This is a genomic window from Mesorhizobium sp. WSM4840 (assembly GCF_055811755.1).
The window spans coordinates 62,746-86,880 of the sequence record NZ_JBVVQD010000025.1 but is presented as its reverse complement, the minus strand read 5'-3'; the positions used below and the strand labels follow the sequence as shown (position 1 = coordinate 86,880).

Genomic DNA, 24,135 nt, shown 5'->3' with positions numbered 1-24,135 from the left:
GCGCTCGGCTCCCAGCGCGAGCCAAGAGGGCCATATGCCGATTCACACCGTGGTAGTTGAAGGGCCGCTTGCGCTACGAATGCGACGCCTCAATGCCGCGCGTGAAGGCGCCACGGGCCGTCAGGTTCTCACGCTCCCGCTGCTGGCAGCCCGGCTTGCCGGTGGATTCATCGCGCCGGCACCGCACGAAATCTTGTATCCGGCCATAAGGCAGGCGCTCGACGCCGGCGGATATGAGGACATCGACAAGGTTTCCGAGTTGCCGGGAATGCCGGCAGCTGTGCTGTCCGCGCTTAGGGATTGGTGGGACTCCGGAATCTCGCCTTCTGTACCCGACAATGCCCGCCTCCGGGACTTCACGCTGCTGGAGAGCCGCGTCCGTAACGCACTGCCGCCGGGAATGCTGTCATCTCCCGATTTGGTCGAAGCTGCGCTGAAGCGACTACGCTTTGCGCCAAAGCTGCTTGGCTCCATCACTCTTCAAGACGTTTCCGACATTAAAGCCATCTGGCGTCCGCTCATTCGAGAGCTCTGCAACGTTGTTCCGGTGCGCTGGATCGCATCACAACACGCCAGGCGGGGCTGGTTCTCCGGTGAGATTGAAACACGCCGTGTGGGAACGGCCGCGCTGGTTTCAGCTGACCTCTGCGCAGACCCACGAAGCGAGGTGAGGGAAGCGTTGCGCTGGGCGCGAGCGAAAATTACGCAGGGAGGCGTCTGCCCGCATGAGATCGCAATTACGGCGGCCTCGCCGGCGGCGTGGGACGATGCGTTTCTCGTTCTCGGACGCGAGGCTGGGCTTCCAGTGCATTTCACCCACGGCATCCCGGCACTGGCGACCCGAGAAGGTCAGACTTGTGCATCCATTGCCGACATCCTCCTGCGGGGGCTGTCGCAGGAGCGCGTCCGGCTTCTGTTCGCCCGTCTGCCGCGAAAAGTGCGAGAGACTGTCCCCGCCGACTGGGCCAAAGGGCTGAAGCGGAGCGCGGCGCTCACGACCCCGCAGCTATGGCGCCACGCGTTACAGCAGACTCGCGCCGACCGGGCGGAGGGAGATCTTGCCGAACGCACGATGCTGCCGATTATCGAGGAACTCGCCGATGGGATTGCGTCGGCGGACCGCGCCGGGCGCCGCCTCTTGAAAGGATCGGGTCTCACCTTGTGGCAGGACGCGCTTCGCATGGCGCCTCCGCAAGCGATCGAGCTTTCCCTGCAGGCTCTGCGTGTAGATGACGGACGCGAGCCGGGGAACACGATCGTATGGGGTCCTGCCCACCACATGGCGGCGGCGCCACGGGCCCATGTCCGGCTGCTCGGGCTCGAAGCGAACGCGTGGCCGCGACGGGCGAACGAGAACCCACTACTACCCGAACACCTGCTGGGACATCTCCACCTTCCATCGGCGGACGTAGCCGAAAACGACCGGATGCTACACGACATCATCGTTGGCCAATCGGAGGGTTATACGCTGTCGCGCGGCCATAGAAGCGCGACTGGCTCCCTGCAGGCAGCCAGTGCACTGTGGCGGAAAGACCTGGAGCGCGTCGTTGGCCGTAGTGCAATCCCTGCGCACGCATTCAGCGAAAGCGATCGCCTCTACGCCCGTCCGGCCGACGCCGGCAAGGACCCGCAAGTGCGTGCAAGTCGCGGCTGCTGGCACGCTTGGCAAGACAGCGAGCAGCATACTGCCCATGATGGGCGGGTTCGTCCAAACCACCCACTCATTCTCGATGCGCTCGCCGAAGTCCAGTCAACGACATCCCTGCGTCGACTCCTTTGCGATCCATTGGGATTCGTGTGGGAATACGCGCTTCATTGGCGCGAACCCAACCTTGATCCCCAGCCGTTTGCGCTCGATCACCGCGCCTTCGGCGAACTCGTTCACGCGCTCATCGGAGGCGTATTGCGCAATGGCGCTCCGCGAAATGTCGACGAGATCGACATTGCACTCTCCCATGAAGCCGAGCGCCTAACCCAAAGCTGGCCGATCACGAGGGCAGTGCCACCCGATCTTCTCTGGCGGCACACAGTGGCAACAGCCCACGAGCGCGCTTTGCGCGGGCTGATAGAAGCCCTAGGCGAACCACGCGGCACGAGCTGGACGGAGCTCTCCTTTGGCGAAGCTACTGACGACCCTCACCCATGGATCAATCACTCCCCCGTCGCGATCGGGCAAACCGCGCTTTCCTTCCGAGGGCGAATCGATCGCCTTGACGAAGATGCGGCGCGGGGCGCTGCGATCATCACTGACTACAAGGTCGGGGCGGCGCCGGAGCGAAAGAAGACGGTCGTCTTCGATCGTGGGGCTGAGCTCCAGCGCGTCTTCTATGCCCTCGCCGTCCGGTCCCTTCTTCCTGTGGTCCGCAGCGTAGATTCGCAGCTGACGTATCTGAAGCAAGACCCTGCCCGCACGCTGAGCCTGACACACGAGGAACTGGAGAAGGCCATTGCACAGGCTATCTCTTATACCGAGGCCGGCGGCCAGCTGCAGCGCAGCGGTCAAATTGCGCCCGGTCCGACACCTGCGTTCTTCGAGCCGCTTTCGATTGGCCTGCCGGCGGACCTCGACGCGTATCGTCGCATAAAGCGTCGTCCGTTTGCCCAAGTGAACAGCCCGCTCGATGGGCTCTGGAGCAGCCCTTGAGCGTTCCTGACCTCGACGCCCGCAGGCGCGCGCTCACCGATTTCGAGACCAACATGCTGGTTGAGGCTGCCGCCGGCACCGGCAAGACCTCCTTGATGGCAGCCCGCGTGGCGATGATGGTTGCGAGCGGCATCGACCCCGCCAAAATTGCCGCGATCACCTTCACTGAACCTGCAGCAAGCGAGCTTGAGGCGCGTATACGCTGGACCGTAGAGGAGCTTCGCGCAGGACGGCTTCCGCCCGCCCTTTCTGGAGTTGTCCCGCTGCCCTTAGCCGCCGCCGAGCGCGCGCATTTGGATGCGGCAGCACTGCGCATCGGGGAGATCACGGCAACCACCATCCACGGCTTCTGCCAAGGCATCCTTCGTTCGCACGGCTTGGACGCCGGCTTGGATCCCGGCTCGCGTGTGGTCGATGAGACAATTGCCGACGCTCTCTTTGATGAAGTGCTTGCGACATGGCTGAAGGAGAAGCTCTCCGGGAGCGACGAACAGGACGGGCCGGTCGCGGTACTTGCCAAGGACGATCCTCTTGGGGTCGTTGAGCGCATCCGCGAACTTGCCAAGCTGCGCCGAGAACACCGCAGCGCGACAGCACCGGCACCAGATCTCTCATCTCGGCCGGATCGCACCTTCGCAGAGGCGGTCACCGCATTTTCACGCTGGCATGCCGAAGGCCCCGGAGAGGCGGGGACGGCGGACCTCATCGTCGACCTCGAGCGTCTCTCCGCGTTCTTCCAAGGCGACCACGCGAACGCAGGATTTTCGGCGCTTTGGCAACTAACCCAGCCGCCGCGAATAGGCATGATGCGGCCGAAGGCCATTGACCTCCAGCCTTACGATAGGAAACGCGCCTGGAAGAATCTGCTCGGTGAAACGCAGGGGCAGCATCGCAGTGATGAAGCAGCCGCACATTTCGAACAGGTGAGCACAGCGTATCGAACCCTGATCGGATCGATTTCGCAGCGCCTTGTCCACGACCTCGCCGCGCTCCTGACCGAGGTGATCGAGGCTTACGACCGTCGAAAGCGCGAGGCCGCCGTTCTCGATTTCGACGACTTGCTGCGGCAGGCGCGCGCGCTGGTCTGCGAGCATCCCGAGATCCGCGACTGGCTCGCAGGCCGCTATGCGCACCTGCTTGTCGATGAGTTCCAGGACACCGATCCTGTGCAGGCTGAAATCGTATTCTGCATAGCCGCTCATTCGCAGCCCGCTTCATGGAGCAAGGCGGTTTTGCGTCCGGGCGCGCTGTTTCTCGTAGGCGATCCAAAACAAGCGATCTATCGTTTTCGGGGCGCCGACGTCGAGGCCTATGCGCTCGCGAAATCCGTGATCGCGAACGCCGGCAATGGCTGCCTGCTTGCCGTCACTGCAAATTTCCGATCACGTCCGGAGGTTATCGATCACGTCAACCGCGTATTCCAGGACGTCCTCGGAAAGGCAGGGCAGCCCGGCTTTGTACCGCTCGCGCCGACCCTTACCCTGCCGCCGCTTCCCTTTCCCGCCGCAGCGAAGCTGACGATTGATGTCCCTCGTGACGCAAGCGCCGAGGAACAGCGGGAGGCGGAATCTGCGGCCGTCGCGGACCTGTGCACGCGCCTGATCGGCGCCCTCGCGATCACCGACCCGGATGGGACGGAGAGACTCCTCCGTCCAGGCGACATTGCCTTGCTCGCGCCCACGCATACGGATCTGTGGCGCTATGAGCGTGCCCTTGAAGGGCGCCGCATCGCGGTGGCATCCCAGGCGGGTCACGCCCTGTTCAGGCGACAGGAACTGCAGGACATCCTTGTCCTGGTCCGCACTCTTGCAGATCCGCTGGACACGCTGGCGCTCGGCGCCCTGATGCGCGGCCCCCTCGTCGGGCTACGCGACGAAGACCTGCTTGACGTCACGGCGGCGCTGTCTCCCGACGCGGACGGGCGCCGGCGCTTCCAGCTCCGAACGCCGCCAGACGAGGTTATCCATCCGCTCGCAAAAGCGACCCTGATGAAGCTCCAGGCGTTACATCGCCTCGCCGCGGAGCTCACCCCAATGCAGCTCGTCGCGTACGCGATCGAGCGCCTCAACTTGCGGGTCGTCATGGCGGCCCGGCACGGCCAGCGCAATGCCCGCGCACTCGCGAACCTGGACGCTATTATCGAGCTTGCGAGGCCCTACAACGTTGCCGGCCTGCGGGCGTTCGCGCTTGACCTTCAGCAGGGGTGGCAACGCAAGCGCCGACATCCGGAAGGAAGGGTCGACGCGTCCGAAGAGTCGGTTGAAATCGTTACCATGCACAGCGCCAAGGGGCTGGAGTGGCCCGTGGTGATCACGGTCAACTCATCCACGCGCTTCAAGCCGCAGGATCAGTTCGTCTATCGGCAATCCGACGACACTATCCACTGGATCGTCGGCGGCATCGAGCCGCCTGCGCTTGCCGCCGCCCGAGCAGAAGAAGAGTTTCGCGAAGCACGGCAGCGCGAACGGCTTTGGTACGTTGCCACCACGCGCGCCCGCGACTTGCTGGTTATCCCCGACCTGCCAGGTGCGCCCGCCCGCTCGTGGTCGCGCGTGATGGATCTTGGGCAAAAGCAGCTTTCCGAGTTCCGATCTGAGTTGTTGCCTGTGCCGGTTCCAAGCTCATCGCAGCCTGGCAGTAACGGCCAGACGGAGACGGTGTTTGCCGCAGAAGCCGAGCGGCTCACCGACGCCTCCCCGCCAATCGTGTGGGACCGACCGAGCGAACGTGATGCGGATCGCACCGGCGACATTGTGGATACCTTCGTGGTCGATGCGGTATCCGATGGGCCGCATCGCATTGCCGGGTCTGGCCCGGTTCGCGGCACGATCCTGCACAAACTCATGGAAGAGCTCATCACAGGGGAGCTTGGATCGCACCGCGACGAAGCCGCCGAGCGCGCTGCCGAGCTTCTTGCGCAGTTGCTGCCGGCTGTCAGCGACGAGCCGGATGCAAGACACCCGGATGCGATAGAGATGGCGGAGACGGCTCTGCGTACATTTTCGCTGCCGGAGCTTGCACCATTCATCACGCTACTCGTGCCCGAAATCCCACTCTGGGCGGCAAGCCCGCCGCGTTTTCTCGCCGGCCGTGCGGACGCTGTGGCAATCGACGGGGAGCGTATTTCCCTAGTCATCGACTGGAAGTCAGACGTGACTCCGGACACAGCCGCATTTAACACGCATGCGGCGCAGCTGCGCGATTATCTGCGTGTCACTGGCGCTGAGCGGGGCGCTGTCGTCTACATGTCCCGAGGGCAAGTGGCTTGGGTCGAGCCCGCATAACGCGCTCACCAAGGCGGATCGAGGATCGGCGACGGCGAGCAGACCAGGACGCGGCGGGCCCCACGCGTCATGGCGACGTAGAGATTGCGTGCGTTGAGTGCGCCCGCGTTGAGAACGACCGAGATGTCGGCTTCGAGGCCTTTTAGCAGCAGGGTGCTTCCGACCGAACGTCTTGCGAGCGGCCGGCCAACGAGCCGGGACTGTTCGCGGATCGTCACCGTCGCGTCGCGGAAGGATGGGCCGGCGGGGGAAGCCGCAAGCTGCAATGCCCTCTGCGCCGCCGCTAGCACTGCAGGACGATAACAGCGCACGCCGCCCGCCCGGTTGATGGCGTACAGGAGGTCCGATACGCCTGTAAGCGACGGTGTCTCTTCGAATTTCACCGCCGTTTGCTCGATATCGGAAAGGGCGCGCCCGAGTGTGCCGGCGCGGGCCGAGGCGACCGATCGCATGAGGTCGCTCGCGGAAAAGGCGCTCATCAGGTTTTCTGCGAAATCGGCCACGGCGGAGAGCATGTCCGGTTGGGCGAGATCGAGGGCGTTCCCAAAATCCGTAAGGTCGCGTAGGTCCACGGCCTCGACGGTCACTGCGCCGTCAACCAGCCGGGCAATACGCCGCTGTCCGCGCGGGTCGGTGCTGTCGCCGATGATCAGAACCTTGGTGTCGCCGGGCGCGTCTACCGCGGCAGCTGCATGCCGCAGCGCATCGTCCTGCCGGCCATCAAGGTGAATCCACTGGACGCCGGCAGGGGCTGCTCGAAGGTCAATCGGCGTTCGTCTCGCAAGATCGCCCCTTATCGACAGCAACCAGTTACCGAGGTCGTGCGCCCCTGCATTGTTCCACCTCCAAGGGATCGTGAGTTCTCCTACCACCGGAAAAAACGGCACGACCTGTGTCTGCCAATCTGCCAATGGGTCGCCGCCAAACCCGAAGATAGACTGGAACGGGTCTCCGACGATGGCCGTGGGCAGGCTCTGGGCGAGCCAAGTTACGAGCGCGTGCTGGCGGATCGAGCAGTCCTGGTACTCGTCGACAAACAGCCGTTCATAGCTGGCGGCGAGGATGTCGTGGACATGCCCCGCCGCGACAAGCCGCGCCGCCGCGTCGCGGATGGCTTCATAATTCGGCCGGGCGCCGTTCACGATCCGGGGATCGTGGCCCGCCCTTTGGGGGAATGTGGAGATTAGCCGGATCGCAAAGCCATCCAGTGTCGTGGCGCGGTAGGCGGCCGGCCGCACGCCTGCCTTTTCCAGGCGGCCGCGGAGCGCGGCTACGCCGGCGTTGGTGTGGGTCAACACCAGGATGGGTTTGGGCCCGTCATGATGCACGAGAGCATCGGTGATGAGCTGGGTCTTGCCGCAGCCAGCCGGTGCGATCACCAGCCCACGCCCTATTGTGCGCAGATCGATTTCAGCGGCCGCCATCTTCAACCCATTCCAACACACCGTCCATTATGCCGGTGAGGCTGGTGTTGGCATCCCCGTAGGCCGGGCCGACTATGGTTCGGCCTGCAGTTTCCATGGTGGTGATTGTCTTCAGCCAACCGAAGCGCGCCGCCGCGTTGCCGAGAAGCGTACGACTAGCGGGGCTGAGGCCATCAATCAGGGCCTCGGCTTCCAGATCGTCGAGCGTCTTCGTGCCGTTCGAAATGGTCTTTATATGCGCCTCGATGAGCACACGTTCCTTGGCCTCGATGGCAAGATCCAGTAGTTTGTCCGCAGGGCCGTGCGGGAGTGCCGCGAAAAGCTCCTGTTCGACCGCCCGTCCGCCGCCCCAGGCGAAGACCTTGCCACCGCCCGCGATGAAAATCGCTTCTGCCGGCGCCGGAGCTGGCTTGTCACTGTCTCGCAGGATAGCCACCCGGTAGCCGAGAGATTGCAGGGCATTTGCCCGGCTGAAGGTTTCATCACCGTTGCCGTTGACGAGCGTGGCCCCACAGGCCGCCAAGGATATTTCACCCGTACTGGTAAAATGCTGATCCAGTCCGCGCATGAGCCCGATCTCGCTGCCACCTTCACACACGACGATTGAGGTGGCGAGCAGGGCGTGGGCGTGAGCTCGGATCGTGCCCTGCACATCGCCGGCGTCGCCGGCGCGTGTGACGACGTGCTCTCCACCGCTGTTGCGTCGCACGATATGCAGTTGATGGGCACTCAATTCCGTAACAGCCGTCGGGGAATGGCTCGTCGCGAACACCTGCAGCGGGGGAACTTCTTCTTTTGCGCCAAGCGCTCCGAGCAACCGGATGATGCGGTGCGGCTCCAGACCATATTCGAGTTCATCGATCAGGAAGGTTGTCGCCTTGTCCGCAGCCTTTCGCTGCAACGCCGCGATAAGCAAACGCGACGAGCCGAGGCCGAGAGATCGCAGCGGTATGCCATTCTCATCGTGAAGTGAGATCGTGCCTCCCGTGAAGGTGACCGAGCCCGCATCGATGAGAGCCTGCACTTCCGCGCCGACTGGCACACCCATCTCGCCGGCAGCGGTCGTGACCAGCTTCAGCGAGCCTTCCAGTTCCTTGAGTTCGTTCTGGTCGAAGGCGCCCCGCATTTGGCGGGCCAGCCGGGTCAGCTCGCTCGATGTATCCGCCTTGCCATCTGTAAGTTTGCTCAGCACCGAGCCGCGCCGCCACGTCAGGTGGGTGTCCCCGGTAACGCCAAGACGCGCAGGCGCAATTCGGGTGCGATCAGCCCAATTGAGATTGCGGGTGCGGCCCGCTGCCTGAGCGCGCGGCGATACAAGTGACCATTCCGGCTCAAGATCACTCTGCACCGTGAGTTGCAGGGTCAGCGCCGTTTCGATCCCCGCTCCCGGTTCGGGCTCGATGATGCCGGTGCCGGCGTTGAACCCCACAAGGAAATCGCCATACGCGTCGATGTTCTTGAGCGGCTCATCAAGGGCACTAAGGGTCACGGAAATGCGGATGGGTTGATCAAAATCGATCCCATGAAAATCCGCATCCGTGAAGGACAGCGATCGCCGTGCGCCGAGGCACAGATCGATGGCGTCGAGGATGGTGGATTTCCCGCTGTCGCCCGGCCCAATCAGACAATTCACGCCTGGACCCGGCAACCACCGGAGCTTCTTGATCGCGCGAAAGTTCTCGATTTCGAGCACTCGGACCAATGTCATGCCATTCCACTCCCCATGGCCGTGTCGGCTTTTACCCTATTCCGTCCGCGCACCGACATGTTCGGTGATTTGAGGCATCTTTCTGCTCGACATGGCGCAGGAGGTTCGACGCTGGCAAAGGGCGCGGCGCTCATGATGCCTCGACATTGGCCGGCGCGACGTTGAGATATTGCTCGAGCGCCTTGATGCTCGCCATGACCTCCGCGAAAGCTGGCGGTGTTCCGAAAATCATCGCCGACATCCGCTGGTAGTCCGCCGCAAGCCTGGTTCGCATGTCTTCCGTCGGAATGAGGCGATAGCTGCCCGGCATCGCGCGATCGTAACGATGATCGGGCGCGCGAAACATCAGCTCCTTGTGCTGTCGGCACGCCTCGGCAAGTTCGCGCATGGATGCCGTTGCGACACCGTAGTCGGGGTGCGTCCAGATCTGATGGACGTCGTAGTAGTGACGCGAGTACCGATTGAGATCGGGCACGGGCCGCTTCGGATTGGCATCCTGACGACGCTTCTCCGTCATCTCCGTCATCGCATGCAAGATCAGCACCTTTTCCCAGAACGTCCGCTCAGGCCTCACCGTCGTCACGTTCTGGACGGTGAGGCTCGCCTCTTCCGGCATTTCGGCAGCGATGTAGGGCACGATCTCGCGCGGCTCGGCAGGCTCGGGATCGGGGCGCGCGCCACCTTCGATGCGGACGGCTGCCTGCACATAGCTGCCTGCGACCTCGAAGACGCTCTTGTAGCCAAGCACCAGGATGTCGAGCGCTTCCTTGTTGCGGTAAAGATCAAAGCCGAAGCCCAGCGAGAAATGACCAGGACGCTCGGCCGCCTCTTCGACGACGGCGAGCTCCTTGATCAGAAGTTCTCTGAGCGGTCCGGAGATATATTGCCGCGCGGCCTCGTCGACTTTCTCGGCGAGCGCGCGTTGCTGCCGATTGACTGAGGGCAGGGCGGCGATGTCGGCTTCAAGCGGGACGTGCAGATCGGCTTTGTATATGCCGATGTCGATGTCCTCTGAAAATCGGCGGACCAGCCCGTACGCCTTGCTCAGGCTGGTGCCGCCCTTGAAATAGAGACCGACCGGATCGTTCGGCCGGCGGTTGAACAGAAAGTCGAGCACCCAGCAGACGTAAAGGTCCTTTTCGATATTTGCCGCCTGGGTGCCCAAGTGGGCGGCGACCGTCTCGAAGAGCGTACGGCGTTCGTCGACGCTCGAGTGCAGGATCTCAATGAACGTCTTCTGCATGATCGCCCTTCGCGCGTTCTGGCTCCGGCCCGCCTTCGGTTTGATCCTCGGCGATCCTGCGCGTGATTGTCTCGACCAGTGCATACATCCACGCGGGGACCGCATGAATGTTGTCGCGGAGGTCCTGTGCGATCTTTTCCCGATCGGGATTGCGTGACAGATCCCGGACGATCCCGTTGATGGCCGCGTCGAAGCTCGATCGTTCGTCCCGAAACCATGTGAGCGCCTGGACCACGCGCATGGCCGGCCGGCCAGCCCAAAACGCCGTCTTGGCCGCGATGCGCTTGAAATCGAGCTTGTAGATGACTGGCCGGACCGCCTTCGGATCGCCGGCGCTTGCCTCGATCTCGATTGTCCGCGGATAGGTGTCGGCATAGATCGTTGAGCGCGCCGGGACGGCTGTCGTCAGGCCGAGGTCGTTCGCGGCGGTCATTCCGTCGACGAGGACGCGCAGCTTGTCGCGCCGGGCAATGGCGTCGACGAACGAGGACCGGGGCGGAAACACCATCTTGCCGGTGAGCTTGCTGACGCTGGGCTTGTCATAGAGGCCGCGATGGGGCCGGCGGATGTCGCCCCGCAGGGTCAGCCGTTGCAGCGCCTTCTCAACGGCATTCGGTGTCCCGATGTCGAGAAAGTCGGCGCGCGACCATACGCCGGCCGGCGCCGCCTGGGTGATCCGGTCGTGAATGCGATCGAGCGTGTCGGACGTCGGGTCTGGCATCTGGCCGCCTTTCTGACCGAAGATTATATATAAAAATTGGTCAGTAGCAATCGACATCATCGTTCTGACCAGAATTTATATTCAAACTTTGGTCAGTGGCTCACCCCGCCTCGCGGGGTGTTCGTTGATGCTCAATCGAGATCGATCCATGCCGGCGCATGATCGCTCGGCTTCTCCCACGATCGCAATTCTGCATGAGGGGATCGCGTTGAAAGCCCGCTAAACAACGCTAAGCCGAAAACCTAATGAAAACAGATAGGTTGGGTATTCGCATGGTTCGTTAGAGGGATGAGCCAACGTACTGCTGACTGCGATAGACGCTCCAAAAGACGCCAACGAGAGCAACCTGTTCCGTGCTCGTTCAAACTTATCGTTGCTGAGCGTACTCTCGACGCTATGCCCTCCAGTAGGCCGTTTGCAATGTGCTCGATTTCGGTAATATCTCCGCCCGTTCTCAGAACGGTGCCATTGATCGCCGCACCTCGATCAACCTGAGTTCGTGCCTACGGTCGCGACCATGCCGCACTGTGCTCCACCGTTATCCGTTATCGCACCAAGGGCGCGGTCCGCGATGTCGGCAAGGCGCTCGGCCTGCCCGAGGACATGACGAAACTTCTGTCCTCACAGATCTGGGGCCATGGCGAGGCGGTAGATGAGCAGCGCGCCCGCGAACTCAACCTCAATCTCGGCGATCGCCGGCTGCGCCTGACCCTGGAATTGGCGGCGCAACTTGCCGGCACGCCTCGCCACCTCTCGCAGCATCCTGGCGGCTTTGTCCTGACTCACGATCGGCTTGACGACCTCGTGCCGATCGAGCCGGCGGCGATGAAGGACCGCCAGGTCGTGGAATGGGACAAGGATGATATCGACGCCCTCAAATTCATGAAGGTCGATGTCTTGGCGCTGGGCATGCTCACCTGCATGAAGAAGTCATTCGATCTCCTGTCGGAGCATAAGGACATCGCCCTCGACCTGGCGACGATCCCGGCCGAGGATCCGCGCACCTACGCCATGATCCGCAAAGCAGACACGCTTGGCGTCTTCCAGATCGAATCCCGCGCGCAGATGTCGATGCTGCCGCGCATGAAGCCCAGGACATTCTACGACCTGGTCATCGAGGTTGCGATCGTTCGGCCGGGGCCGATCCAGGGCGACATGGTCCATCCCTATCTTCGCCGGCGCGATGGGACGGAAGAGGTGACGTTTCCGACACCAGAGCTCGAGCGCGTTCTCGGCAAGACACTCGGCGTGCCGCTGTTTCAAGAGCAGGCAATGCAGGTCTCCATGGTCTGCGCCGGCTTTTCCGCCGGCGAGGCCGACCAGCTGCGTCGCGCCATGGCCACCTTCAAGCACACCGGCGGCGTCTCGAAATTCCGCGACAAGCTGATCAGCGGCATGATCGCCAACGGCTATACCTCGGAGTTTGCCGAAAAGACCTTCTCCCAACTCGAAGGCTTTGGCAGCTACGGCTTTCCCGAAAGCCATGCCGCCTCCTTCGCCTTGATCGCCTACGCGTCCTCCTGGATGAAATGCTGGCATCCCGATGTCTTCTGTGCGGCGCTCTTAAACTCGCAGCCGATGGGCTTTTATCTGCCGGCCCAGATTGTGCGCGACGCACGCGATCACGACGTCGAGGTGCGCCCGGTCTGCGTCAATGCCAGCCGCTGGGATTGCACGCTTGAGTCGACCGATGCTGAAGATAGCTTCGCTGTCCGGCTCGGTCTGCGCATGGTGAAGGGTCTCGCCAATGATGACGCAGCCGCAATCATCACGGCGCGGGCCGATGAACCCTTCGCCTCGGTCGACGATCTCTGGCGCCGCGCCGGCGTGCCAGCGGCTTCACTGGTCCAGCTCGCCGAAGCCGGTGCTTTTCTGCCGGATCTGAACCTTGCCCGCCGCGACGCGCTCTGGGCGATCAAGGCGCTTCGCGATGAACCTTTGCCGCTGTTTGCGGCCGCTACGTCCCGCGAACAGAAGACCGTTTCGGAGATCCACGAACCTGTCATTGCGCTTAAGCCCATGACAGCCGGCCGCGAGGTTGTCGAGGATTACGGCCATGTCGGACTGACCTTGCGCAGCCACCCCGTTTCGTTCCTGCGTGCCGATCTTCGTCGCCGTCGCATCGTGACGTGTCAGGAAGCCATGCAGGCCCGAGACAAACGATGGCTTGAGGCAGCCGGCCTGGTGCTGGTCCGGCAACGGCCAGGCTCGGCCAAAGGCGTCATGTTCCTCACCATGGAGGATGAGACGGGCGCCGCCAACGTCGTCGTCTGGGTCAAGGTATTCGAGAAATTCCGGCGGGTTCTTCTGTCATCTGCCATGCTCGGTGTGCGCGGCCGCATCCAGCGGGAAGGGGAGGTGGTGCATCTCGTCGCCCACGAGTTGACCGATCTTTCGGCCGAACTCGCCAGCGTCGGAAATCGCGAGGCGCCGTTTCCATTGCCGCACGGCCGCGGTGACGAGGCGCACCATGGCGGATCGGGCATCGATCCGCGCGGCATGCCGAAAACGCGCGATATCGTCGATCCCTACGAGCACATCGACCGCATCAAGGTGAAGACGCGGGATTTCCGATAGAAGCTGCAGCGGATATACCGTCATCATGTGGTAGTCTGGCCCGCATGACGACGCTTTATCTCAATTGGCGCGGAAGACGGTGAATCCCACACAGCCGAATAAAACGCATCCGCCGAAATGGATCGAGCCTCAGCTGACGCGCCTGGTCGACGAAGCGCCCAACGGCCCCGATTGGCTTCACGAAATCAAGTACGACGGATACCGCATGCACGCGCGGATCGACGGCAGCGACATCCGCTTGCTCACCCGCACCGGCCTCGATTGGTCGCATCGCTATCAAGCGACGATAGCGGCCCTACGCGCGCTCCCGGTGAAAGAGGCATATATCGACGGGGAGCTGTGCGCCGTTCGGGAAGACGGCGTCACCTCCTTCAGCCGCCTGCAGGCCGCTATGGACGAGGGCCGCACGGGCGATCTTGCCTTCTTTGCTTTCGATCTTCTGTTCCTGAACGGAGAAAGCATTGCGAAGCTGCCGCTCATCGACCGCAAGGCGCGACTGGAAGGCCTGTTTTCGACCGACATGCCCGGCCTGCGCTTCAGCGATCACGTGATCGGCGACGGGCCTGCGTTCCGCAAGCACGCCTGCCGGCTTGCACTCGAGGGCGCTATCTCAAAGCGGATCGACAGCGCCTATGCATCCGGCAATCGCGGCCTATGGGTCAAGTCAAAGTGTCTCAACAGAGAGGAATTCATCGTCGTCGGCTGGACCGATCCGACTGGAAGCCGCCCGCATATCGGCTCGCTGCTCCTAGGCTACTACACCAATGATGGTCGTCTGATGTACGCGGGCCGCGCCGGCACGGGCATCACGGTTGCAGAGCTCAGGCGATTGGCTCGCCGGCTTGCGCCACTTCAGGCAGCTCGAATGCCCCTCGACGTTCCGCCGCCTCGCGAGAGCCGGTTCGGCTCGCCGCTTGAGCTGTCGCGCGTGCATTGGGTCAGGCCTGAAGTGGTGGTCGAGGTCACCTATCTCACCTGGACGGAAGACAATCTCCTGCGCCAGGTCTCGTACCAAGGCGAGCGTCAGGACAAGCCAGCCCGGCAGGTGGTGCGCTCCCTGACCCATCCCTGATCGACATCGGGCGCCGATTCGTTTCAAGTCAACCGACTTGCTCTACCTGCAATGTGCTGGGGGGAAGGGCCTTGATCAGCGACTTCGCCGACACCGAAGGGTCGAGCCAATCCGCCCACGCGCTGCGATCGAGGATAACAATCTGCCTGTCATGATAGGGCGCGATATCGGGCCCAGGCTCCATCGTTAGCATGGTGAAGGCTTCGCCGACCTCCGGCGTGTCACGCCAGATTCCAGCAATGCAGAAGATCGGCTCGTCCTTCTTTGTGAAGAGCCACTTGTCTTTTCGCTTCTTCTTGGGGTCTATCGGATCGGTGAACTCGTAGAAGCCGTCCGCGACGATGAGGCACCGGTTCGACGAGAACTCCCGGCCCTCTGAACGGAAATTATAGACGGGCCGCTTGTTCGGTCCGGGCCAGCTCCAGCGACGTTGCATCATATCGCCTTCGCCTCGGACGCCCTCGATAGTCCTGATGATCGGCGCCACGTCCGTGATCTTGATGTCCTCGCGTGCCTCGATGTTCGGCGCACCTTCTCCGAAGCGGATCTTGATATTCAGGTCGGCGAAGTCCTCCACGATCGAAGCGACATCAACCATCAATCGATAGTCATTGCACATCAGTCCTCCGTTCCATCGCATTGCACCGCGATCGTGTTCTTGTAATGTTCTCGCGATTATGAGCGCGAAGGTTTTCGATTCCGATGCATTGCTCGACGAACGTCGCGTCATCATACGGAGCGACGGCGGCGATGTTGAGATGGCAGAGCTGCCTTGGCGCACGCCGGATCGGGGTAAACATGGACCCCTTCCTCTTCGCACGACAGCCACAGTGCGCGTCAGGGATGGCTGCCCGAACGGGTGAAGATCCCTTTGGGGCTTCAGCTCCGCCAGGCATTGGCATGCCCCGCAGGCTCATCTTGGCCGAAGACGTTGGCTCAATATCGAATTTTTGCTGATCGTGCAGAGGTCCTAAAGTGCTGTTGTTTCGGCGAGACGCTAGTGCATCAAGCCTGCCGATCGCAGGGCGTCCTCTATGACTTTTCGTATCTCCGCGGCGGAGTTGGGCTTCTGAGAAGGCGGGATGTTTGCACGTTTCGCAGAGTGAGGGACATTGGGAACCCCAGCCTTGGGCATCGAGAAAGCGCGTGCGAAACCGGGCGCGAGCGCCTCGTTGTTGGCTTTTGCCGGCTTGATCTTCGCATCTCGCTTTACGCACGGCTTCGCTATTCCCCAGAACCGCGCGATATGCCGGCTAGAGGAGATACCGACGTCCAGCATGTACGGTCCCCCAGCGCCAAGCGCGGCGTCGCCGGCCGTGTCAAGTGGCGTACCGTGGCCCATTCCGGCGATGCGATATTCCTCGATCAGCTCCTGCCCTTGGGCATTGCACCAGACGCGCCGTGAATGACCATCCACCATTTCTGATCGGGTCGAACGTGCATCGCGTCCGTGAACGGCCCGCCATTGCCCAATGATCGCATCAGCGTTGGAAGAAACTACGGTTTGATCGGCCGAGCCGTGCCAGACGGATATCGAAGGCCAAGGACCTTGGTGCGGCGAGGCATCGCGCAGGGCTTTCTGCAATTGCCGTTCCGAGGGCATGCCATGACCGCGCATGCGGTCGAAGGCCTCCGGGACTGTCTTTGCGCTCCCATAAGGCAGGCCGGCGATTATCGCGCCGCCTGCAAAAACCTCCGGGTAGCAAGCCAGCATGGCCGATGTCATGGCGCCTCCGGCGGAGAGGCCGGTGATGAAGATACGCTTACGGTCGAGGCCATATTCGACGACAACCGCCTCGATCATCTGGCGGATGGAAAGGGCCTCTCCGCCGTTCCGCTTTGTATCGCTGGGCACGAACCAGTTGAAGCACAGGTTGGGATTGTTGGCGCGTTGCTGCTCGGGAAACAGCAGCGCAAAACCTTCCTGATCGGCAAGTTGCGACCAGCCGGAACCGTCCTCGTAGCCGGCTGCCGTCTGCGTGCAGCCATGCAGCACCACGACAAGAGGTGCCGCGTCAGGCAAATCGTCCGGAACATAGATCCTCGCCCCCAAGGCGCCCGGATTGGAGCCGAAATCGCCCAGATCCGATAGCCGATCGCGGCCTTGGCCATTGCTTTGAAAACCCTGCCCGGCGCGCAATGCGGCGAGGCGGGTGATGGTGTCGGAGATTTTTCGCAAATCAGAATTCCTTAATTCCTCGTGGTCGGCCGCTACGATGGCCACGCTGCGCACAACGCACTTGCAGCAATATCGTTGCTGCACTGCACAATAACAAGTTTCATTTGTACTGTTTCGGCGCGCCTCCAGGTCACCTCCCGCTCCAAACGGGGCTGGCGTAGCGATAGCGGCAGCGCATTGGAGTGACCAGACGTTTCACTGATGTGACAAGCCAATGCCTTTCACGCGAGGCTGTCGGGATATTTCGTCGAGGCGCTAGCGCGTGAATGCCTCGGCCACGGAGTCGACGAAGACGCGCGTCTCGGCCGGCATCAATGGCTCAGGGCCGCCCAAAGGATAGCGTGGGCTCTATTCACCTCAAACTGTCGAGCATTGCTTTGGCCTCCTTGAGGTCCGGTGTCGCAAAGCCTTCGGTGAACCACGCATAAACCGGCGCCAGCAGATCGCGTGCGTCCGCATGCTTGCCCTGGACGCGCCAGAGCCGGGCGAGACTGGTGGCAGCGCGTAGCTCCCAGGACTTTGCGGATTGACGCCGGGCGATCTGGATCGCGCTCTGAAACGCGGCGCTTGCCTCGCCTGGACTTCCGCCGTCCGGCAGAGCTGTCAGAAACAGCCCTCGCAGTCGATGCAGTTCGGCGTCCGGCCAGCGCTGCCCCGTACGCTCGACCGCCGCTATAGCCTCGTCCAGTGCCCCGAGCGCCCGTCGCACGTCACCGGAGAGTGCGCAGGCGTCGGCAAGCAGACTGAGAAAGAAGGGCCGCATCCATTCCGCGCCGCTGCTCGTCCACTCCGCCAAGCCGCGCTCGATCGCCGCAATCCCGACTGCCTCGTGGCCTTGGCTAGCAATGGACCAGCCATTGACCACCGTCGCGCCGGCGCGCCACAGGTCAAATTTCTGGTCCCGGGCCAATTCCAGCAACGATGCCGAGTGCTCCGCGGCCATTCCAGCGTTGCGGCCATACGCACCCGCCATCGCGCTGTACATCAGGGCAAACCCTTGAGTGTTTTTATGCCCAACACGGCGCGCCAACGCCAGTGCTTCGGCTTGCCGGCGAAATGCCTGATCTGGGTAGCCCAGCAACCACAGGACCCAAATCAGGTGCGACAGCACCGCAACTCCAAGGTCTTGTCCGAAGGTAAAGGCTGTTGAACCGTGCCGCTCCGGGTCGTACAGCGCAATGGCCTGCTCGAGATGCTCCCGGGCGGTGGGCAACTCGCCGATCATTTCGTTGGTCGCCCCGCAAATCCGGTGCGCTACGCACAGTCGCTCCGGGTCGGGGTGCTGCTCGGCCAAGGCGAGAATATGCCCAGCGAGGTTTTGCTGCTCTCGGATAGCCATCCGGACATATTGGACAGCCCAGAACCCATACAGCACGGGGAATTGTTGTGGGACGTCGCCGAGGGATTCTACCAGATCTCGGGCGCGGGCGAAGGCGGCGGCGGTTTCAGAGGCGGCGTAGCCGTGGCGGGCGATGCACGCCTGCCCGAGCATTGTCTGGAGATGCAGCTCACGCTCCGCTTGAGCGCGGTCTTCCGGCAAGAATCGCAAGAGTTCGATGCTCTTGGCAAGATGGCCAGTGGCTTCCGCAGCTGCCGAGCGCCGGAACGCTCGTTCGCCGGCCCGCTGCCAGTAATCGGCGGCGCGCTCCATTGAGCCCGCTTGGGTGAAGTGATGAGCGAGAATCTCAGGCTGGGTTTCGACCACGTCCGGCCACCGCTCCTCCAACACCTTGGCGATCCGTGAGTGCAACTTCTGCCGTGTGCTACGCAGCAGGCTCCCGTAGGCGGCATCCTGAACGAGCGCATGCTTGAATGAGTAGATAGCTTCAGGCGGGTTGCCGCGGCGGAACGCGAGACCGGCGCTTACGAGTTCGTCCAATCCTTGCGTCAATACCGCCTCGGGAATTTCCGCCACCGTGACCAGCAGCTCATGGCTGAACTCTCTGCCGATAACCGCGCCGATCTGTGCCACCTGTTTTGCGACTGGCAGCCGATCCAACCGCGCCATCAGTGAGGCCTGCAAGGTGCTTGGCACCGAAAGCGCTGAGCCCACGCTATCGGGCTGACTGGCGCGCTCCAGGACGGCCTTCGTCAATTCCTCGATGAAGAGAGGTACGCCATCAGTCTGCGCCACAATCCGCTCCAGCATCCCCGCCGGAAGCGCCTGACCGACGACAACCTGACTTGCGAGCGTCGTCGCCTGGCGAGGGCCAAGCCGGCTCAGCGCCATCAAGATCACGCTGGCTTGGCCGACCCAAGGCGCATGAAACTCTGGCCGGAAGGAGATGATCACCATTACCGGCAAAGAGGCTAGACGCATGATTAACCTGTCCAACAGCTCAAGCGAACTTGGGTCGGCCCAATGCGCGTCCTCGAACAGGATCAGCACGGGGGACCGGCGTGCCCTTTCGTCCAGAATCCGGTTCAATGCTCCGAAGGTCTGCTCCTTCTTGCGCTCCGAAGTGAGTTCCAGCGGCGGATACCGCTCTCCACCCGGCACGCCGAGCAACTCGGCAATGAGCGTCACCTCTTCGCGAGTTGCCCCGAGTGGGAGAAGCAGGGCTTCCAGCTTGTCAAGCCGTGCGTCCGCAGACTCGCTGCGCACGAAACCCGCATCGTTCTGCCAGCGTGCGACGACGGGCTGTAGTGCGCTGTCGCGGTGATGCGGCGAGCAGAAATACTTGAGTGTGAGATGCGCCTCCCCGGCCACGCGCTCCTCGAGCGCAGCGATCAGGCGGGATTTGCCGATGCCGGGCTCGCCGGAGATGAGCACTACCTGCCCTTCGCCGTCCTTTGCTTGCTGCCAGCGGCGCAGCAGCAGATCGAGCTCGTCATCGCGCCCGACCAGCGGCGAGAGGACGGCCGCGTGCATTGCCGCGAAGCGGCTCTCAACCAAGGCTTCGCCAAGCACTTGCCACGCGCACACAGCGCCAGACAGGCCTTTGAGATTAAATTCGCCAAGCTCGCGGCACTCGAACAAGCCGCCGATGCGCCGCCGTGTTTGTGCGTCGATCACTGCGCAGCCAGGATCAGCGAGGGATTGTAGGCGCGCGGCGAGGTTTGGGGTCTCGCCTATTACCGTCTGCTCCTGTGCGGCCCCGGCACCCAGCAGGTCGCCGACGACCGCGAGACCACTGGCTATGCCAATGCGAGCGACCAGCCGTTCGCCGGCTGACGCGGCCTGGCCGACCTCCTCCAGCGTAGCCAAGGCGGCGTGCACAGCGCGCTCGGGATCGGCTTCATCAGCTTGTGGCCAACCGAAGTAGACCAGGACCCCGTCGCCCATATACTTCGCCACGAAGCCGCCGTAGCGGCCAACTGTGTCAGCGACACTGCGATGGTAGGCTCCGATCACCTCGCGCATGTCCTCCGGATCCAGGCGGCCTGCGAGTGCCGTCGAGCCGACGACGTCAACGAACATGACCGTTAGCTGCCGCCGCTCAGCCTCTGGAAGCGGCGGCGCTGTCCCTGGGACCGCCGCCAGGGATCTCGTGGTCGAGGTGGCCGCTGTATCCGAACTAGCGCGCAGGGCGTCGATGGCGGCGAGCAGCTTGCGGCGGTGACCAATCGATGTGACCCCGAGCGCCACGAGATCGTCGGCCGTGAGCTGGGGAAGCGTTTCAGCTTCAATGTCGTTGTCGCGAAAAGCCTGCTCGTATTGCTGCAGGCCGAGGCTCCGTAGCCACTTCGCGATATCCACGCCCCTTCTCCTCTTCGGCTGCGGGGGCTGCCCTGTTCTCCCGACTATATCCCAAATTGATGGAGTAGGCGGAAATCTCTTTGGAAGAGGCCGCTGAAATGGAGATATCGGCCGTGGAACGGGTGGCCTGACGAGCATCGCGCTTCTCGAAAGGATGCCTGCCCTGAGGTCAGGACTTGCCCATTCTCTTGCCTCGGGGAAGGTCAGCTTCGGAGAAGCGCCGGCAATGTCAAGAAATGGCGCATTGTGCCGTTTCGGAACCGGGTGGACGGGGCAGGATCGCTGACCAATATAGGGTCAAAGTCGCATAAAATGCGGCCTGGAACTCGAACATTCCGCTCAGGGCAGGCGCGCGGCTGCAAACTGTGGTAGGTGCTCATTGCGCATATCTTGGTCGCCCAGAGTGCCTCGTTGTGGCCATGCCGAGCAAAGGCGGAAAGATGTCGGCCTTACACGCGTTGGCCCGTTGGCAAGGGCTGAAATTGCCCCAGGGCGTGCTCGGAGGTTAGGGCATGTGGAAAGATGTCCCCATCGCAGTGTTAAATGGCGAAAAGAGGGAGGTAATACGGTGGCTGATCTCAAAGAGACGGCATTGGTCGCGCGGCTGGCGGCGCGGCACGGGTTGTCAAGGGACGCGGTAGAAACCGTGCTGCGTGCCCTGCGCTCGGGCGGCGGTTCCATGGCGCAGTTCAGCCATTCCGAATTCGGCGGCATGTCGCAGTGGTCATCAGGCATGACAATGGTCGGCGACATGTTCAACGATGCGCTGAGGGCGAAGCTGAACGCGGTGGCCACCGATCTAGCAGCTTATCTGCGGGAGAATCCTGAGGTCGCCCGTAATGAACCTGCCGAAGTGAGCTACAGATCGCAGCAGCAGGTAGCTAAAAGTTGGCCGAGCGGACTCGGCACACCCTCATCGACCGGGTCGCAGAACCATCTGCGCTACGCGATCTATCCCGACTCGCGGCGACTGGTCATCGAAGATGCCGGCCGGCGCACGATGTACGACACCGGCGATCACGTTATTTCGGGGATCGCCCAGGCGCAAAGTACGGATGCGACACTGACATTCCGCAGCCAGAACGGCCTTGTGCGGCTCTCGGAGCTGAAGAAGGTCGATCCCTAAGGTGTGGCCTATTAATGCGTCGCGGTGATGCTCGCGCCCGGCGCCATTCACCGCAGCGCGAGGTGCCTAAAGACGTCCTTCTTCGCCTCTTTGCGTTTCCGCCGCCCCTCCGTCTGCGGCACGCTCCAGGGCCACCATTTTCTTGACCAAGGCTAGCAGATCGCGCTTGGTGCCGTGCGGCAGATACACGACCAGTTGCGCGAGTTCCATGCTGTCGCGCGCTTCCTCCGGCGTGCGGCCCCATAGATGCGGGGCAGCGCTGAACAGCATTTCCATCGGCATGAATCCGAGGATTTCGCACAGGTGGATCATCCTCGTTACGTGCATTTTTGAGAATGCGCGTTCATAGCGGCCATAAACCTGCATCGAAAGACCAAGCAAGGGCGCAAGCTCGGCGCGCGTCAGATCCTTATCCTCACGCGCCTTGCGGACGAAGGCGGCAATTCTTTCATCGATTTCGCCGAGGGTTTTGATGCCTTCGAACCCCGGGCGGCGGAAAACAGGCTTGTCGATCTCAGGATCGATCGTTTCAACCAATTCCATTTTCTTTTTATAGGCGTCCATATCCTTCGGCACGTCCTCTCCCTTCTTGCTTTTTTCCAGTCGCGGACAGGGCGACGACCTCAATCAGACATTCAAAATGGGATTGACCCAAGTACGCCCCCAGCACCTCATGCACAGCGATTTTCCAGAAGCGGGGAGTGAGGGCAGCGCTTTCGGCTACTCGCTATAAGCAACCATCACGGCCGTGCTGCGCTCGCCTTACATGGTTCTTTCCATCGGAAGCCTGCATTCATAACGCCCTTGAGCTGGCGCGGGGATAGGCACTGCCCACTAAGAGTAAATCAGTTGGCCTTGGCTGCAACCATTCGCCAAGCACCCGGCTTTCCCTCGAATACAGCTTCGACAAGTTTTTCCCCATCGACCCACCCCAGATGCGCCAGCAGTTCGCACGCGATAGAATCTTTGCCAATACTCATACATCGCTTCACGGCAACCGTCGATCCAGTCCCGTGTATTGAGATATCCCAATTGGATAAGCGAAACAGCTCGCCTTTGGCGGTTTCGTCAGATGGCCGGATGGCCGAATCGAGAGCGGATTCTATATGCCCGTTCAATGGGGAAGCGACACTCGCGCCTTCACCCAAGTCGATGCCTTGGCGTCCGATCCACGGTGCGGCGTAGATGCCAATAAGGATACCGATCGTCATCCCGAGCAGGAGGCTTCGACCGCCCACGGATCAATAGCCGTTGTCGCGGAGGAACTGATCGATGGCGGCCTTTATGATCACCGTCATCTTGATGTCGTTGTCGAAGGCGGCCTGTTGCAGTCGCATCTTCGTGTCGTAGTCCAGCGGGCAATTGACGTAGTGCTTGGCTTCTCGCGCGTGCGAGCGTTTGAGGTCGCGCAGGCGATAGCGTCCCTCCTCCTGAGCCAGAGCACGTTCGATCGCCTTGCTCTTGCGCTCTTCACCGCTTGGGTTCGGCAGACTGCGCTGCGGCCGTTCTCTTGTCGCATCCGCTTCTGAAACCGGCGCCGCTGCTGGTTTCCTTGCAGCCGTTCCAGCTTCTGCCTCTTCCGACACAGAGGGTGGTTTCATTGCGGCTTTGGATATGGCTGCCTTCGGCCGTCGCGGAGCGATCGGAAAGTCAGAGACGGACAGTTTGCCTGGTTTAGACATTTCCCACCTTTTCCCGGTTTTCTGCGAGATGGCCATCGAGTTCAGCCACGAGCGCCGCGATCTCCGCGCGGCCCTTCATGATCGGGGCGGTCAGCTCGAGCATCTGCAAGGTGCCGAGGCCGTTACGGATTTCGCGGTAGCAATTGCGTTCGGTGAGCTCGGTATCCATCAGTGTCGATTCATAGCCATTGTCGCGAAGATTGTGGATGAACGGACGGATCAGCCTGTAAGCCTCGAGAACGCGATGCGCGTCACCACGTTCACGTGTGGAATCGTGCGCCCCTCCCTATCGCCAATATCCGCCGTGATGGTGGCCGCTTCGCCGGCCGCCTTGATTTCATCCTGGTTCGGCTGAATTGGCGTCAGCACCAGGTCGGAGTTGCGGATGATCGTATCGCGGATGACGCTGTCGACGCCGGGTGAGTCCATCAGGATTACGTCGTAGACGCCGTTCTGTTCGGCCAGCACGGCTTCAATGCTTCGCTGGGTTGCCGCGCTGTGCAGCTCGATGTTGGCCGGAAGATTATCCTTGGCCTCACATCGCTTCCACCATTCGGCGAGGTTCTGGCGCGGATCGGCGTCGATCAGAAGAACCTTCTTTCCCTGAATAGCGTACTCGCCGGCAACGAGAATAATTACCGTCGTCTTCCCGGCGCCGCCTTTTCCGCTGATCGCGCAAATCCTTCGAGGCATGTTCGATCCCTCTTTTGCCGCTCTCCAAGGCGTCAACGCGGCAGGCCGTCGCCACACAGCATTTCCAAACGAAGCGAATGCT

At 62.2% G+C, this 24,135-nt stretch carries 14 protein-coding genes and 3 pseudogenes; 6 read left to right on the top strand and 11 right to left on the bottom strand.

What is annotated here, in order from left to right:
* Positions 1-34: 34 nt before the first annotated feature.
* Both AC0L3I_RS27305 and AC0L3I_RS27300 read left to right on the top strand, forming a co-directional pair.
* Positions 35-2,644 (top strand): PD-(D/E)XK nuclease family protein, encoded by a 2,610-nt coding sequence (locus tag AC0L3I_RS27305; RefSeq protein ID WP_473528918.1) that lies wholly within the window; start codon positions 35-37, stop codon positions 2,642-2,644.
* Positions 2,641-5,928: a UvrD-helicase domain-containing protein gene (locus AC0L3I_RS27300; protein WP_473528917.1), complete on the top strand. Its 3,288-nt coding sequence runs from the start codon at positions 2,641-2,643 to the stop codon at positions 5,926-5,928. Before AC0L3I_RS27305 ends, AC0L3I_RS27300 begins: the two co-directional genes overlap by 4 nt.
* A gap of 5 nt (positions 5,929-5,933) precedes the next feature.
* On the opposite strand, the gene AC0L3I_RS27295 is transcribed toward AC0L3I_RS27300, so the two are convergent.
* The 4 genes from AC0L3I_RS27295 to AC0L3I_RS27280 form a co-directional block, all read right to left on the bottom strand.
* The gene (locus tag AC0L3I_RS27295) at positions 5,934-7,352 is read right to left on the bottom strand and encodes a UvrD-helicase domain-containing protein (protein WP_473528939.1); all 1,419 of its coding nucleotides are present in this window, start codon (positions 7,350-7,352) and stop codon (positions 5,934-5,936) included.
* Positions 7,339-9,060 carry an ATP-dependent nuclease gene (locus tag AC0L3I_RS27290; RefSeq protein ID WP_473528916.1) on the bottom strand — a complete coding sequence of 574 codons (1,722 nt, stop codon included), beginning with the start codon at positions 9,058-9,060 and terminating at the stop codon, positions 7,339-7,341. Before AC0L3I_RS27290 ends, AC0L3I_RS27295 begins: the two co-directional genes overlap by 14 nt.
* Positions 9,061-9,190: 130 nt before the next feature.
* Entirely contained in the window at positions 9,191-10,303 is a 1,113-nt protein-coding gene (locus tag AC0L3I_RS27285) for a nucleotidyl transferase AbiEii/AbiGii toxin family protein (RefSeq protein ID WP_473528915.1), read from the bottom strand.
* The gene (locus AC0L3I_RS27280) at positions 10,284-11,024 is read right to left on the bottom strand and encodes a DUF6088 family protein (RefSeq protein ID WP_473528914.1); all 741 of its coding nucleotides are present in this window, start codon (positions 11,022-11,024) and stop codon (positions 10,284-10,286) included. Before AC0L3I_RS27280 ends, AC0L3I_RS27285 begins: the two co-directional genes overlap by 20 nt.
* Positions 11,025-11,528: 504 nt before the next feature.
* Between AC0L3I_RS27280 and AC0L3I_RS27275 the strand changes: the two are divergent.
* Positions 11,529-13,601, top strand: a pseudogene (locus tag AC0L3I_RS27275) (helix-hairpin-helix domain-containing protein); the annotation flags it as partial.
* Between the two features lie 79 nt (positions 13,602-13,680).
* Positions 13,681-14,673: a non-homologous end-joining DNA ligase gene (ligD, locus tag AC0L3I_RS27270; protein WP_473528913.1), complete on the top strand. Its 993-nt coding sequence runs from the start codon at positions 13,681-13,683 to the stop codon at positions 14,671-14,673.
* Between the two features lie 28 nt (positions 14,674-14,701).
* On the opposite strand, the gene AC0L3I_RS27265 is transcribed toward ligD, so the two are convergent.
* Positions 14,702-15,292: an SOS response-associated peptidase gene (locus AC0L3I_RS27265; RefSeq protein ID WP_473528912.1), complete on the bottom strand. Its 591-nt coding sequence runs from the start codon at positions 15,290-15,292 to the stop codon at positions 14,702-14,704.
* 58 nt (positions 15,293-15,350) lie between these two features.
* Between AC0L3I_RS27265 and AC0L3I_RS27260 the strand changes: the two are divergent.
* Positions 15,351-15,449, top strand: a pseudogene (locus AC0L3I_RS27260) (SOS response-associated peptidase family protein); the annotation flags it as partial.
* A gap of 221 nt (positions 15,450-15,670) precedes the next feature.
* Here AC0L3I_RS27260 and AC0L3I_RS27255 read toward each other — a convergent pair.
* Both AC0L3I_RS27255 and AC0L3I_RS27250 read right to left on the bottom strand, forming a co-directional pair.
* On the bottom strand, positions 15,671-16,852 hold the full coding sequence (locus AC0L3I_RS27255; RefSeq protein WP_473528911.1) for an extracellular catalytic domain type 1 short-chain-length polyhydroxyalkanoate depolymerase: 1,182 nt from the start codon (positions 16,850-16,852) through the stop codon (positions 15,671-15,673).
* A 352-nt stretch (positions 16,853-17,204) separates the two neighbouring features.
* Positions 17,205-20,552: an AAA family ATPase gene (locus AC0L3I_RS27250; protein WP_473528910.1), complete on the bottom strand. Its 3,348-nt coding sequence runs from the start codon at positions 20,550-20,552 to the stop codon at positions 17,205-17,207.
* A 568-nt stretch (positions 20,553-21,120) separates the two neighbouring features.
* On the opposite strand from AC0L3I_RS27250, the gene AC0L3I_RS27245 reads away from it, so the two are divergent.
* A complete protein-coding gene (locus AC0L3I_RS27245) occupies positions 21,121-21,678 on the top strand; it encodes a hypothetical protein (protein WP_473528909.1) in 558 nt (185 codons plus the stop codon).
* 66 nt (positions 21,679-21,744) lie between these two features.
* On the opposite strand, the gene AC0L3I_RS27240 is transcribed toward AC0L3I_RS27245, so the two are convergent.
* From AC0L3I_RS27240 to AC0L3I_RS27225, 4 genes and pseudogenes are all read right to left on the bottom strand, one after another.
* Positions 21,745-22,254 carry a helix-turn-helix transcriptional regulator gene (locus AC0L3I_RS27240; RefSeq protein ID WP_473528908.1) on the bottom strand — a complete coding sequence of 170 codons (510 nt, stop codon included), beginning with the start codon at positions 22,252-22,254 and terminating at the stop codon, positions 21,745-21,747.
* A gap of 269 nt (positions 22,255-22,523) precedes the next feature.
* A complete protein-coding gene (locus AC0L3I_RS27235) occupies positions 22,524-22,889 on the bottom strand; it encodes a hypothetical protein (protein ID WP_473528907.1) in 366 nt (121 codons plus the stop codon).
* 30 nt (positions 22,890-22,919) lie between these two features.
* Positions 22,920-23,396, bottom strand: coding sequence for a hypothetical protein (locus AC0L3I_RS27230; protein ID WP_473528906.1), 477 nt, complete (start codon positions 23,394-23,396; stop codon positions 22,920-22,922).
* A pseudogene (locus AC0L3I_RS27225) lies at positions 23,353-24,053 on the bottom strand (ParA family protein). Before AC0L3I_RS27225 ends, AC0L3I_RS27230 begins: the two are co-directional and overlap by 44 nt.
* Positions 24,054-24,135: the final 82 nt, after the last annotated feature.

Bases quoted from the DNA above. Each gene is read 5' to 3' on its own strand.
- AC0L3I_RS27280 (WP_473528914.1), bottom strand. From the start codon at position 11,024: ATGCCAGACCCGACGTCCGACACGCTCGATCGCATTCACGACCGGATC.
- AC0L3I_RS27290 (WP_473528916.1), bottom strand. From the start codon at position 9,060: ATGACATTGGTCCGAGTGCTCGAAATCGAGAACTTTCGCGCGATCAAG.
- AC0L3I_RS27230 (WP_473528906.1), bottom strand. From the start codon at position 23,396: ATGGCCATCTCGCAGAAAACCGGGAAAAGGTGGGAAATGTCTAAACCA.
- AC0L3I_RS27295 (WP_473528939.1), bottom strand. From the start codon at position 7,352: ATGGCGGCCGCTGAAATCGATCTGCGCACAATAGGGCGTGGGCTGGTG.
- AC0L3I_RS27285 (WP_473528915.1), bottom strand. From the start codon at position 10,303: ATGCAGAAGACGTTCATTGAGATCCTGCACTCGAGCGTCGACGAACGC.
- AC0L3I_RS27305 (WP_473528918.1), top strand. From the start codon at position 35: ATGCCGATTCACACCGTGGTAGTTGAAGGGCCGCTTGCGCTACGAATG.
- AC0L3I_RS27235 (WP_473528907.1), bottom strand. From the start codon at position 22,889: ATGACGATCGGTATCCTTATTGGCATCTACGCCGCACCGTGGATCGGA.
- AC0L3I_RS27265 (WP_473528912.1), bottom strand. From the start codon at position 15,292: ATGTGCAATGACTATCGATTGATGGTTGATGTCGCTTCGATCGTGGAG.